Origin of the sequence: Acinetobacter thutiue, from assembly GCF_030385805.1 — a bacterium.
Lineage (GTDB): Bacteria > Pseudomonadota > Gammaproteobacteria > Pseudomonadales > Moraxellaceae > Acinetobacter > Acinetobacter corruptisaponis.
This window is the reverse complement of record NZ_JAUDZE010000003.1, coordinates 142,306-155,587: the sequence shown is the minus strand read 5'-3', so window position 1 is coordinate 155,587 and position 13,282 is coordinate 142,306. Positions and strand designations below refer to the sequence as shown.

The window sequence follows — 13,282 nt, the reverse complement described above, 5'->3', positions numbered from 1 at the left end:
TCTGTCTTATCTCTATAAAATAAGATACTCCGCAATAATGAATTGGCAAAGCCCTCATTTGATGCGTTTTTGATACCCGCCTAGGATGAACTTTTTAGTGTGAGCATGGATAAGCAAATAATATTTGAAGATGAACATATTCGCGTTATTTTTTTAAAAGGTTCAAGTGACGCTTTGGTGATTTCTTTTGGCGACCTGATTAGCCGTGCCAAAGGCATGTCGATTAATGCTGAAAAATCATTATTCAAATATCAATACAATGTGATTGGCATTATGCCGAAACAGAAATCGTGGTTTCCTAAAAGCAGCATGTTGCAAATGCAGCAACAGATTCAACCCATTTTGCAGCAATTCAAGGAAATTGTGGGCTATGGTGGTTCAATGGGGGGCTATGCCGCAATTAAGTATTCAAACTTGTTGAATATGCAAAAAGTGGTGGCATTTGTCCCGCAATATTCAATTGATCCCGAAGTGGTACAGGATCGCCGTTATGCCGAATTTTTTGATGCCGCATTGCATCAGAATATGCAGATTCAGGCGGATGAGGTTGATTCATCACGGGAATACATTCTGGTTTATGACCCCTACTATGCGGAAGACAAAGAGCATTTCCTGAAAATACAGCCTTTGCTGCCGAATATGCAGGTGATTCATCTGCCATTTACAGGCCATGAAGCCTTGTCTGTGCTGGCAAGTTCGCAACTGCTGCATGATTTTGTTGAGCAGCCTTTTGACATCACCTATTTCTATAAACGAGTGAGGGAGGTCAAAAAGCAAAGCAAGTTCTATTACCGTCAGGTGATTGATCATGTACTCACCCGACATCCTCAAGCCTTGTTAAAGATTTTACAGCAGAATGATTTTGAGCTGGATGAACGTTATTTTGATGCCGTGTTAAAACAAAAGCTGGTGCAGCAATTATTTCGTTTAAAGCAGGGCACTGAACAGAACCTGCATAAATTGGGGATACCGATCCATTTTGTGCAGCATGCTCAGGCACAGGCTGCCAATGTGAAAACGGCTCAGGGTACTGCTCTGGTTTTTAATTTGGTGAGTTTAAAGCTTGAAAGCTATGAGGCTGAGATCATTGAGGCCAACTCACAATACCTGCTGTCCTTAAAGGAACAAGCCAATACTTTGGTTTCCCTTGAACTGAATCATGAAAGCTATTTGCTAACCATGAATGACCGTGGGATTCATAAGCTAATCAAACAAGGTGAAGCTTTGCCCCTTGACCAGTCACCATTGGTTTTTAAGCGGTATGCGGATTTTTGTAGTATCAGCTATAAACAACTAACCTTGAGTTGTGATGCACAGGGATTGGGTCAGTTTGTTGAAAATAATGTGGATGAGCAAACTCACCTACATCTTGCTGAATCGTAAATAAAAAAGCCCTCTACAATCGCAGAGGGCTTTTTAGATTGAATTGAAAAGACTAGTTTGCACCCACTTTGGCATTGGTGCCAACATTGGCATCCACGCCCAAGATTTTCACACCAACATTTGCACCTGCCTGAGCCTGTTTCTTATCTGCATTTAAGCCCGTTTGCGCTTGAATGGATGAGTTTCCAACATTAACCCCTGCTTGGGTATTCAGGCCAATCGATTTTTGCTCAGCCTGATGTTGCTGATGACGTTTTTTTGCTTCCGCTCTTTTTTCAGCAGCAAACTCCTTGCTATCAGCAGCTTTCTCTACCGCATAATCCTTACTGTTTTTAACCACTTTCGCGGTTTTATCCACCACCTGTGAACCCACATTGCTTGCTGTAGCCACCGTTTTCTGGGTTGCCTCCACACCTGTGTTTATAGCGGCATGACTGACATGATGAGCTGCGTGACCTACGCCCTGGGCGGTATTTTTGACTGCGCCTGCAACGCCGCTAATCAAGCCACCAGACTGTACATTGACCTGAGCTGAGCCATTGGCATTTACCCCGACGTTTTGTGCAAAAATAGAGGCAGAAGCGAGAATACTTGTTGTCACGATAGCTGTCTTGATCATTTTCTTCATTGCGATTTCCTTAAGCGATGTACCGTTTGGGGTACTTCATCAACGCAACTGCATCATAGCGGGCAAAAAAGCGGAAATGTATGGATTTCAGCAAAACTTTACAACCAGATTACAGCTTAAAAACACTTTGGAGAGAAATTATGGAGATGGCAAATTTAGCCACACTGGTCTAAAGCAGTTTGGTTAAAGTAGCTTTTTAACTTGTCAAAGTTCTGTTTTACCTCAGGTTTCTGAATGTCAAATACTGTGGTTTTTCGCGTTTTCTGATCTAATACAGGTTTTTCAGTGGTCGCATTGAATAAACGATTCGGCACATATTGATAGGTTTCAGAAAAAGCCCGACTCAACTGATTGCCTTTAAATTCCCATGATTCCGTGCTCTGACCACCATCAAAATAACCTGTAAACTGGATCATGCAATGATCCTTATATTTATTTAAGGATGCCGCATTGGTCTTGGTATCGGGTAGGGCATCAATGTTCTGAACCTGTTGCAGTTGTTGCAAAGGTGGCTCGGTTTGGGGGGATAATGTAGAACATGCAGTGAAACCAATACTACTGATTAAAGAAAGCAAAATGGTTTTAAAAGGTGTAACAGTCATTGTTTCATTCATTCCTGTAAATCTTGTTAAATCGTATTAATTTGATGAAGGTTGGCTCAGTTCAGCACGCTCAATGGGCACATTGCCATCATTGGTTCCAATCACGGCATCTTTGGTGTCCTGCCATTTTTTAGCAGTATATTGTTTGGCTTTTTCGGTTTGTTCCTGAACAATGACTGATTGCTCAGCAGTGTATTCCTTGGTACTTTTCCACTTTTCACTCATTTTTTGAGAGGTGTTTTCAGATGCACCCTGAATTGAGCCACCAAGATTTTGCAGGCCTTTACCTGTTTTATACAGTAATACACGGCCTAAGCTTGGATTGTCACCATAAGGCATATTTGGAGATGATGCTGTACTCGATGCGTTTGTGGTAGTGGAAGTTGTGTCGCTTGCCCATAGGGAAGAGGATGCAGTGAGTGCAGCAGTCAAAGCCAATATCTGTACTTTATTCATGATCTTTCTGTCCTTTCAGCGATATTGTTACAATTCAAGTTTTATAGCTTATCGCCAAGTTCAAGAAAAGAATGTAGGTGATGTGAAATTGATACAGTGAAATGACAGCTTACTACAGAAAACTCTATACTAGATTGAATCATTTAACGTTTGAGACTTTAGTAGTAGTTTTTTGAACTTCTACTTTTTTTGTATTTGGTGCGAACAGGAAAGATATTGAACCTATTACAATTAAGCATGCGATGAGTCCTACAGCAAATTTTAGTCGAAAAATTTTCAGATCGCGGATGTAAATTAGCTTAAGGTGTTCAAATGCAAGCTCTTTTGTAAATGGGAAATTTGGTTCATCTAATTCATTGGAATAATTAGTAACAGTCTGCTGGGCACGAATATCAGTACGAAAGAAACCATTAATCAAATTAAATTTGAAAGTTCCTCCCCCATAATATGTCCCTTTCTGAGCATAGCCATCATTTATATGTTTACAGGGGTTATCTATTGCTGAAAGAGCCGCTAATAAGATTAAAACAGCAATCAGCCAAATTGCAAAGATAAGCCAAGCTAATCCTTGTTGCCACCATAGACCATTAGAGTTTAAAAACTCATAAATTGTTCTAATCTGAGGGAATGGAACAATACATCCTGCAAGTAAAGCTCCAATTTTAAAATCAATAGCACGAATATTCTGTTGAGTATCTTGGATAGCAGATTGCAAAAAAGTGGATTTATCCATTTTGTTGTACCCAATTATTCATTGCCACATTGACAGTATTACCTTCATAGCAAGTATATGTAGAGTTCCAATTTAGCCAATCAATTTTCTTTTTATTATCATCAGTTAGATTGTCATAAAAAGTTTTACTGTAAAGAGTTCTTTTGGAATTTGATCTATTAGCTTTTGAACATAGATCTGCCGTTTCACCAACAAGTTTTCCGATCCATGTTACTTCATTTATTCCACTACCACTGTATCCAGCTTTGATCATAAGTACGTCTGCATCATGACATGCGATACCTACTTTTATTTCAGAATATTTTTTCTTTTTTAATTTAATATTTAGAGTATCAATGATAGATGCAGCTTGAGCTGCTGTATTGAAAATACTATCTATATCACTTTTCTTAGGGCTGTTAAAAACGCCCCAAACACAATCACCCTCGATATAAATTTCTCTTAATCTTGTATTGCCATTAAGAACAGCAACTAACTCAGAAATATAACTTCTATATATTTTAGCAGTAACAGGACGTGTATGCTTTTTTGAAAACTCCTTGGAACCTCTCATATCAATAAATATAGCAGAGCAAAAAATGTAATAGCCATTTGTGAAAGTTAAATTATCACGATTGGGAATTTCTTTTTTATCTTCATAATTATTATCAGATGAATCCAAAATTTCATCTATGCGGTTACGGCTTTTTTCAAAATCATAAGCTTTATAATTTGCGTGCATTTTTCTTCATCAATAAATAAACCCCACTATTTTATAGCGGGGTTTATTTAAAAGATCAAGTATTCTAAATACTTAACCCTGCAACACACTCACATCCGCAATTGCCGTGAATAAATCACGCAACTGGGCCAATAAACGTAAACGGTTGGCTTTCAAATCAGCATCATCTGCCATGACCATGACATTTTCAAAGAAAGCATCAATTGGTGCACGAAGTGCAGCAAGTTTAGAAAGGGCTTCGGTATAGTTACGCGCAGCAAGTAAAGGCTGAACAACGGGAGTGAGTGCTTGAAGTTCTACATAAAGTGCTTTTTCAGCCGCTTCAACCAGATTCGCTTCAACCACAGCACCTTCAGGCGTTGCTTCTTTGGCAAGAATATTGGCAACACGTTTATTTGCCGCAGCCAATGCAGCCGCTTCCGGCAGGGTGCGGAAATGATTGACCGCAGTGACACGCTTGTCAAAATCAAGTGGAGATTTTGGCGCAAGTGCCTGAACCGCCTGAATCACATCAACGGCAACGCCTTGGTCTTCATACTTGGCACGGTAACGACCCTCAAGGAAAGTCACTGCATCCGCACGGGTTTTGTCGTGATCTTTAACTACATCGCCATAACCTTGTAGGGCAAAGTTCACAAGCTCTTCGATAGTGACATCAAGTTCATTTTCAATGATGAGACGTAAGATACCAATCGCGGAACGGCGTAATCCAAACGGGTCTTTAGAACCTGTTGGTGCCTGACCAATCCCGAAAATACCAACCAGCGTATCTAAACGGTCAGCAAGGGCAATAGTTGTACCTGTCTTGGTTTGTGGTAATACATCACCTGCAAACTTCGGTAAGTATTGCTCACCCAACGCTTCTGCAACTTCGTTGTTTTCACCCTCAAGGCGTGCATAATATGTGCCCGCAATACCTTGAAGTTCAGGGAATTCACCCACCAGCTCAGAGGTTAAGTCACACTTCGACAATAACGCCGCTTTTTCAGCATCGGCAACATTCGCACCTGTAATAGGTGACAATGCCACAGCCAATTTTGCAATACGTTCTGACTTGTTCCAAAGCGTACCCAATTGAGCCTGAAACACCATATTAGCTAATTTTTCTTTACGGCTAGCGAGAGGCTGTTTCTGGTCTTGCAGGAAGAAGAATTCTGCGTCAGACAAACGTGGACGTACAACTTTCTCATTGCCCTCAATAATTTGAATCGGGTCTTTCGACTCAATATTTGAAATGGTAATGAAGTAAGGCTGTAATTTACCCTCGGCATTGATTAAGCAGAAATACTTCTGATTATCCTGCATGGTGGTAATCAAGGCTTCTTGAGGAACGGCTAAATAACGTTCTTCAAAGCTTGCACGCAAAGCGACAGGCCATTCAACCAGACTGGTGACTTCATCCAACAGGTCTGCTGGCACAATGGCAGTGGCATTGACTTCATCCGCCAACTTTTTCACTTGTTCCTGAATGGTTGCCTGACGCTTTTCAAAGTTGGCAACCACATACGCTTTTTCCAACGCCGCCAAGTAGTCATTGGCATGTGCCAAAGTCACTGCTTCTGGTGCATGGAAACGGTGACCGTAGCTTACATTGCCCGCTTTGTGATCCTGAATGGTGGCTTCAATGACTTGACCATCTTTCAGCAACACCACCCATTTGACTGGACGAACAAATTCAGTACGGCTTGCCGCTGAACGCATCCGTTTGGCGATTGGCAAATTGTCCAAAGCCGTCTGTAAAATTTGTGGCAGTAATGCATCAAGGCTTTGACCTTTAACATCTTTTAGGAAGCAAACCTTTTCAACTTTACCTGCCTGAAATGTGGAAAGCTGGTCAACGCCAATGCCTTGACCACGCATAAAGCCTTCAAGTGCTTTGGTCGGTTTACCCTCAGCATCATACGCTGCCTGAACAGCAGGACCATCAAAACGTTTTTGCGTGTCGGCCTGTGCTGCATCAATATCCACAATCTTCAGCGCTAAACGACGTGGCGCGGCATAAGCTTCAATAGAGGCAAAGTTTAGGCCTGCATCCTTTAAACCCTTTTCTGTTTCTGCCTTCAAGGCATCACGTAAGGTTTTTAGACTTTTGGGTGGAAGTTCTTCACAGCCCAATTCAAATAATACGGTATGTGTCATGTTCAAATGTCTTCTAAAAATATTTATCTGTCATAAGCAAGATGATCTAAACATCTACCTTAAACCCTAATGCAACATCGCAAGCCGCCTGACCACCACGAATCCCCCAATTTTCCAGTGGAAGATCGCGAACAATGATCGTCACGTACTTGGGTGGAATACCGAGCAACTCAAGATTATTGACAATGCCTTGATAAAGGTTTCGTTTTGCATCCACAGAACGCCCAGCAAAGGCATCAATGCTAATCTGCGTATAAAACTCAGGCTGTTCCTGATGCGGTGGACAGGCAAAACGATGCGGTAAATGGGCGATGAAACGGATATGTTTATCTTTTTCAGGAATCTGGAAGTGTTGAACCAAAGCAGAGTGAACAGCCTCAATGATGGCGATTTCCTGCTCAGTTGAGTATTCACGTCTTACTTCAATCACAACACTTGGCATTTTGATCTTCCTAAATCAGATGTTATTTTTCCATTTATGTATTGGCTTTGTTCTGTGCAGCTTCCGCTTCAACCTGTGCCTTGAGTTGAGCCAATACCTCATCACGCAAATGCGGTTCTGCCATTGGGAAGCCAAGTTCAGCACGCGCCTGTACATAGCTTTGGGCAATGGCACGAGCAAGGGTACGCACACGCAAGATATAACGTTGACGCTCAGTCACAGAGATTGCACCACGTGCATCCAGCAAGTTAAAGGTATGTGATGCTTTCACCACTTGTTCATAGGCTGGTAGAGAAAGCTTGGCTTCGATTAAACGGTTGGCTTCTGATTCATAGAAATCAAACAGTTCAAACAGTTTGTCAACAGGTGCGTATTCAAAGTTATAGGTCGATTGCTCAACCTCATTTTGATGGAATACATCACCGTAGGTCACCGTACCAAACTGGCCTTTGGTCCACACCAGATCATAAACCGAATCGACACCTTGCAGATACATCGCCAGACGTTCCAGACCGTAGGTGATTTCACCTGTCACTGGATAACATTCAACGCCACCGACTTGCTGGAAGTAAGTGAACTGAGTTACTTCCATGCCGTTCAGCCAAACTTCCCAACCTAAACCCCATGCACCTAGTGTTGGAGATTCCCAGTTGTCCTCAACAAAACGAATGTCATGCGTCAGTGTATCAATCCCGATGGCTTTTAAAGAATCGAGATAAAGTTGCTGAATGTTGTCTGGGTTTGGCTTAAGCACAACCTGAAACTGGTAGTAGTGTTGTAGGCGGTTTGGGTTCTCGCCATAACGGCCATCTTTTGGACGGCGTGATGGTTGTACATAGGCTGCATTCCAGGTTTCTGGGCCTAATGCACGTAAGAATGTTGCAGTGTGGAATGTTCCCGCACCCATTTCCATATCATAGGGTTGTAATACGACGCAGCCTTGCTCCGCCCAATAGTTTTGTAGGGCAAGAATTAAGCCCTGAAATGTGTCAATATGCGAGATCGCACGGCTCATGCTGTATCCGTTATAAATTTAGGAAAAATTGTCCCTAAGTATAAGGATTTTGGGGGGGAGTGGCAAAGGCTTAATGCGGGGAAAATTGCTGAGGTGATGGCCTGGGTTTTTGCGTTTCCATCATCCTGCTGATTAGATTGTGAGCCTCATCATTTTAATGTTAGGATGTGCAATGTAATCTTTTTCATTGTTACGATAAAAAATTCGCGAAAAATCGACTTGAGGTTCATTTCCTATTCTTTGGGAAAATACTCAGTTTGACACATATCCCAATCTTTTAAGGTTCGGTCAGCGTTCATCAGGGCTTGAGATGTTATCAGGCATCGTTAACAGGTTTCCACAGTTTTACTGTGCCTGATTTTTCGATAGGACGCTTTATGAATCGACCTTTATTTATTATTTTTGCAACCATTGCGCTGGATGCTGTTGGTATCGGGCTTATTTTTCCGATTCTTCCCTCATTACTGCAAGATATGACACACAGTACCCATATTGCAGTATATATGGGGATATTGGCCAGCCTGTATGCAGCCATGCAGTTTATTTTTTCTCCCTTGTTAGGGGCTTTAAGTGACCGATGGGGCCGTAGGCCGATCCTGCTGATTTCACTTGCTGGTTCAGCAGTCAACTATCTGTTTCTGGCCTTTTCGCATAGCCTACTTTTCCTGTTTCTGGGGCGTATTATTGCTGGGATCACCAGTGCCAATATGGCTGTTGCAAGTGCCTATATTGCCGATATTTCTCAGGAAAGCAGTCGTGCGAAATATTTTGGTTTAATCAATGCCATGTTTGGCGCAGGCTTTATTATTGGTCCTGTGCTGGGTGGATTTCTGGGTGAATACTGGTTAAGGCTACCTTTTCTGGTGGCGGCCATGCTGACAGGATTTAACCTTTTACTTGCCTATTTTGTTTTACCCCAATCCCGACAGGTGACCTCAAGGAAAGGGCCATTACCCACATTAAATCCTTTGAAGGTGTTTGCTGGTGTTGGCTCAGTTCATGGTGTACTTCCCCTGATTGCAATTTTCTTTATCTTTAGCGCCATAGGGGAGGTGTATGGGGTTTGCTGGGCATTGTGGGGACATGACACATTTCAGTGGAATGGGTTTTGGGTTGGCCTTTCGCTAGGGATGTTTGGTCTATGTCAAATGCTGGTTCAGGCCTTTATCCCACGCCATGCTTCAAGCATATTGGGTGACCGTAACACCGTGCTGATCGGTATAGCCTGTACCTGTGTGGCTTTATACGTGATGGCCTTTGCCAAAAGTGGCTGGATGATTTTTGCGATTATGCCTATTTTTGCGTTGGGAAGTATGGGTACGCCCTCACTGCAAGCCTTGGCTTCCCAAAAGGTTTCTGCCGAACAGCAAGGCCAGTTTCAGGGGGTGATTGCATCTACAGTGAGTTTGGCATCCATGATTGCCCCCTTGTTTTTCTCCACGCTTTATTTCCAGTTTCAGGCGCAATGGCCAGGTGCAATTTGGCTGAGCGTGATTGTGATTTACCTGATTGCCTTGCCCGTTGTTTTGTACAGTACCCGAACTGTTTTATCTAAAGGAACTTGAAATAACAGTGCATTGAAACGACAAGCCATGACGTAAAACTGCTTTTGATCACTTATGTTCGAGCAAAAGCTTATGTTAATTTTTTACCTCTCGTTCGTTGTGTATGGTGGTGAAAGGCGTGTCTGATCGCATTCGTGAAAAACTGCAAATTCTTGCGGACGCTGCCAAATATGATGTGTCCTGTTCTTCCAGTGGCAGTGACCGTAAAAATAAGGACAAAGGTTTAGGTGATGCCAGTCATGGTGGGATTTGCCACAGCTATACCGAAGATGGCCGTTGCGTTTCACTGCTCAAAATCCTGTTGAGCAATGTCTGTATTTTTGACTGTGCCTATTGCGTGTCACGCCGTTCCAATGATGTCAAACGGGCTGCTTTTACTGTTCAGGAAGTGGTTGATTTGACCATGAACTTCTATCGGCGTAACTATATTGAAGGGCTATTTCTAAGCTCAGGCATTTTCAAGTCGGCAGATCATACGATGGAGCGGATGCTTCAGGTGGTGAAGAAACTGCGTCTGGAAGAAAACTTTAATGGCTATATTCATCTCAAAACCATTCCAGGGGCATCGCCAGAACTGATCCATGAAGCGGGGCTTTATGCAGACCGAATGAGCATTAATCTGGAAATGCCGACTGAAATTGGTTTGAAAGCCTTTGCCCCTGAAAAATCCCATCAGGAAGTGCAGAAAGATTTGGGACTGGTTCGAGATCGCCTGATTCAGCTCAAGGATGAACGCCAGATCACCAAGCACGTGCCGAAATATGTACCCGCAGGGCAGACCACACAAATGGTGGTGGGGGCACATCAGGAAACCGATCAGGATGTTCTACTCATGGCGGATCATCACTATAAGGAATTTAAACTCAAGCGGGTCTATTTCTCAGGCTATATCCCGATCAATACAGAAAATAACTACTTACCTGTGGTGGGTTCCGCACCACCACTTTTGCGCGAAAATCGGCTTTATCAGACCGATTGGCTGATGCGTTTCTACGGTTTTCAGGTCAATGAAATTGTCAATGAACGCTTTCCAAATCTGGACCTTGATGTTGATCCCAAACTGAGTTGGGCGCTACGCCATCCTGAACAGTTCCCAGTGGACTTAAATCGGGCGGATTACCACATGATTCTGCGTGTGCCAGGGATTGGGGTGAAATCAGCCAAGAAAATTGTACAGGCACGCCGTTTTGGCAAGGTGCATATTGATTTGTTGAAACAGCTCGGTGTGGCTTATCAGCGGGCAAAGTTCTTTATTCGCTGTGAAGACAGCCCACGTTTCCAGAAAGAACTTTCCTCCAGTTACATTCGTCAACAGATTTTAACGCAGGGCTCATCCAAGTATGTTCAGCAACTCTCTCCACAGTTAAGTCTGGGGTTTTAAGGATGTGGGGTGGAGGAATGGTCTATTATTATTTTGATGGCTCAATGGTTGGATTACTGAATTGTGTATTTCGGGCATTCCAGTTCAGGGAGTTTCAGGTCAAGCTCTGTTTATTTAAAAATGCCCAACATGGACTGTTTTCCAGCATTGTTGAAATCCCCAATAATGAACAATATGCGCAACGGGTCTGGTCGGCACTCCAGCGTAAACTTTCACAGTCCGCCTTAAGGCAGTTTTATTTTGCCTATCTGTCTGAATCTCTGGAAGCGCACCAGCACTTACTCAATTACTGTATTTATGTGTTTAGTCAGCAGGGTTCAGTCGAAACGGATTATTCGCATCCCAGTGTGTTGGCAATTTCTCAATGGACAAAAAAGGTGGGACGTGAAAAGCATCGTATGGAAGCCTTTATCCGTTTTAAGAAAACCACTGATGGGCTATTTTTAAGTCTGGTTCGTCCAGACTTTAATGTGCTGCCTTTAATCCAGCCACACTTTAGGCGGCGTTATCAGGATCAACGCTGGCTGATTTACGATGAGCAGCGCAAGTTTGGCCTGTATTATGATTTGCACGAAATCCATGAGGTTTCACTGCAAGCGGATGAAATTGATCGCAATCTCGAAAATGGTTTCAGCCAAAGCTTTCAGTTGCAGCTTGACGAGCAGGAGGTTTTATATGACCAGCTCTGGAAAGACTATTTTAACAGCATCAATATTAAGGAACGTCAGAATATTAGGCTGCATGTGCAGTATCTACCCAAACGCTACTGGCGTTATCTCAATGAAAAGCTCATCTAAACCAGCTTATTACTGTCTGTAATCTTCCTCATTCAAATAAAACTTAAAAAATGCTGAACAAACTGTTGTTGTTATGTTATAACGTAACAATAATTTAAGATCATTTGTCCAATAGGGGAAGTTACAGTGAAGAAAATAAAACAAGGCTATGTGCTGAGTGCGTTGTTGAGCAGTGTGCTGCTTTCAGCATGTGGAGGGGATTCTTCAGGTTCATCGTCAACCGTTACACCCAAGCCAGAGCAACCTGCAAAAATCTATGAGGGGCGTTTGGTCATTGCCAATGATGACAGCATTCGTCCCTTGCTCTCAGTTTATGATTTGGCGGATCAAAAAGTCATTCATACAACAGCGTTAACTTATATCCCATCCGCGATGTATGGCAGCCCGCAGTCACGTTATGCGGTAATGCTGAGCCGCAATGAGGGTGTAGTGCAGTTTGCAGACAGTGGCGTGCTGAACAAGGATAATCTGCTACAGAAGAATATGCCGCATGTATTGGCGTTTCAGCTCAAGGGTGCAACACCCGCACACTACCGTAGCTTTAATGGTTTGGCTGCATTGTTCTACGATGGCAGCGAAGTTGAAAGCTCCAAGTTTGATGTGTTTAATGATTCAGCAATTGAGAAACAGTCCATTTCCAGCCAAAAACTGCCTAAAAAACATCATGGTGTGGCTGAACCGCGTGGTGCCTATGTGCTCAGTACCTATTTAGCCAACGATGCCGATACACTCAGTATTGTGAAGAGCTATGAGTTGCATGGTGACCATTTCCATGAGGAACAGACTTTGGCAAATGGCTGTAACCGTTTGCATGGCGCCGCCTCCATCCAGCAATATGCTGCCTTTGGCTGTGAAGATGGGGTACTGGTGGTTGAGCAAAAGGGAAGTCAATTTATTGATAAGAAAGTTTTAATTGATCAACGAATTACCACCATTGCTGGACATGAAAAACTGGACAAGTTTGCTGCCTTTGCCACAGGAACGCATGCCTTATTTATTATTGATCCAAACAATTTAAATGCAGTGAGTCTGGATTGGTCTTTAGGGGCAAAAGAGGCGGATGGCACAACGCCAGTGAAGCGTTTGCAGCAGGTGGTCAATGCCTCAGGCCATTATCTTGCGATTCTGGATAGTGCAGGTATGGTGCATGTGGTGGATACGCAAAGCTGGCAACGCATCGGGCAAATCAAGGCCATCCAAAATGTAAATGCGACTGAACTTGCTAAAAGTCGTCTGGTGGTCAATGCAGCCACAGAGACGGTCTTTATCAATGATACGCAGGCTAAAACCATTGTGGAGCTGGACCTGAAAAATCTCAAAATAAAACAGACGATTCAGTTGAGTGATGTACCAAATACCTTTACCTGGCTAGGTGTTGCAAAGACATTTTAAGACAAGTCATGAATAGACTGGCAGCCCA

At 42.9% G+C, this 13,282-nt stretch carries 13 protein-coding genes; 5 read left to right on the top strand and 8 right to left on the bottom strand.

Annotation, left to right across the window (positions count from 1 at the left end; all coding sequences use genetic code 11):
* Positions 1-105: 105 nt before the first annotated feature.
* Complete coding sequence (locus QTA56_RS09440; RefSeq protein WP_267980718.1) at positions 106-1,383, top strand: hypothetical protein; 1,278 nt, start codon at positions 106-108, stop codon at positions 1,381-1,383.
* A gap of 52 nt (positions 1,384-1,435) precedes the next feature.
* On the opposite strand, the gene QTA56_RS09435 is transcribed toward QTA56_RS09440, so the two are convergent.
* From QTA56_RS09435 to glyQ, 8 genes are all read right to left on the bottom strand, one after another.
* On the bottom strand, positions 1,436-2,011 hold the full coding sequence (locus tag QTA56_RS09435) for a hypothetical protein (RefSeq protein WP_267980717.1): 576 nt from the start codon (positions 2,009-2,011) through the stop codon (positions 1,436-1,438).
* A gap of 155 nt (positions 2,012-2,166) precedes the next feature.
* Entirely contained in the window at positions 2,167-2,613 is a 447-nt protein-coding gene (locus tag QTA56_RS09430; RefSeq protein WP_267980716.1) for a hypothetical protein, read from the bottom strand.
* A gap of 36 nt (positions 2,614-2,649) precedes the next feature.
* Positions 2,650-3,072, bottom strand: a complete 423-nt coding sequence (locus tag QTA56_RS09425) for a hypothetical protein (protein WP_267980875.1) — start codon at positions 3,070-3,072, stop codon at positions 2,650-2,652.
* Positions 3,073-3,208: 136 nt separating this feature from the next.
* On the bottom strand, positions 3,209-3,802 hold the full coding sequence (locus tag QTA56_RS09420) for a hypothetical protein (protein WP_267980715.1): 594 nt from the start codon (positions 3,800-3,802) through the stop codon (positions 3,209-3,211).
* Positions 3,795-4,523, bottom strand: a complete 729-nt coding sequence (locus QTA56_RS09415) for an adenylate/guanylate cyclase domain-containing protein (RefSeq protein WP_061397321.1) — start codon at positions 4,521-4,523, stop codon at positions 3,795-3,797. The genes QTA56_RS09420 and QTA56_RS09415 overlap by 8 nt, the downstream gene beginning before the upstream one ends.
* A gap of 72 nt (positions 4,524-4,595) precedes the next feature.
* Complete coding sequence (gene glyS, locus QTA56_RS09410; RefSeq protein ID WP_267980714.1) at positions 4,596-6,662, bottom strand: glycine--tRNA ligase subunit beta; 2,067 nt, start codon at positions 6,660-6,662, stop codon at positions 4,596-4,598.
* A 46-nt stretch (positions 6,663-6,708) separates the two neighbouring features.
* Entirely contained in the window at positions 6,709-7,104 is a 396-nt protein-coding gene (locus QTA56_RS09405) for a tautomerase family protein (RefSeq protein WP_267980713.1), read from the bottom strand.
* Positions 7,105-7,138: 34 nt separating this feature from the next.
* On the bottom strand, positions 7,139-8,119 hold the full coding sequence (gene glyQ, locus QTA56_RS09400; RefSeq protein WP_267980712.1) for a glycine--tRNA ligase subunit alpha: 981 nt from the start codon (positions 8,117-8,119) through the stop codon (positions 7,139-7,141).
* A gap of 377 nt (positions 8,120-8,496) precedes the next feature.
* Between glyQ and QTA56_RS09395 the strand changes: the two genes are divergently transcribed.
* From QTA56_RS09395 to QTA56_RS09380, 4 genes are all read left to right on the top strand, one after another.
* The gene (locus tag QTA56_RS09395; RefSeq protein WP_267980711.1) at positions 8,497-9,684 is read left to right on the top strand and encodes a TCR/Tet family MFS transporter; all 1,188 of its coding nucleotides are present in this window, start codon (positions 8,497-8,499) and stop codon (positions 9,682-9,684) included.
* Positions 9,685-9,802: 118 nt separating this feature from the next.
* Positions 9,803-11,065, top strand: coding sequence for a putative DNA modification/repair radical SAM protein (locus QTA56_RS09390; protein WP_267980710.1), 1,263 nt, complete (start codon positions 9,803-9,805; stop codon positions 11,063-11,065).
* A 2-nt stretch (positions 11,066-11,067) separates the two neighbouring features.
* Positions 11,068-11,862 (top strand): TIGR03915 family putative DNA repair protein, encoded by a 795-nt coding sequence (locus QTA56_RS09385; RefSeq protein WP_267980709.1) that lies wholly within the window; start codon positions 11,068-11,070, stop codon positions 11,860-11,862.
* 126 nt (positions 11,863-11,988) lie between these two features.
* Positions 11,989-13,254, top strand: coding sequence for a hypothetical protein (locus QTA56_RS09380; protein ID WP_267980708.1), 1,266 nt, complete (start codon positions 11,989-11,991; stop codon positions 13,252-13,254).
* Positions 13,255-13,282 lie beyond the last annotated feature (28 nt).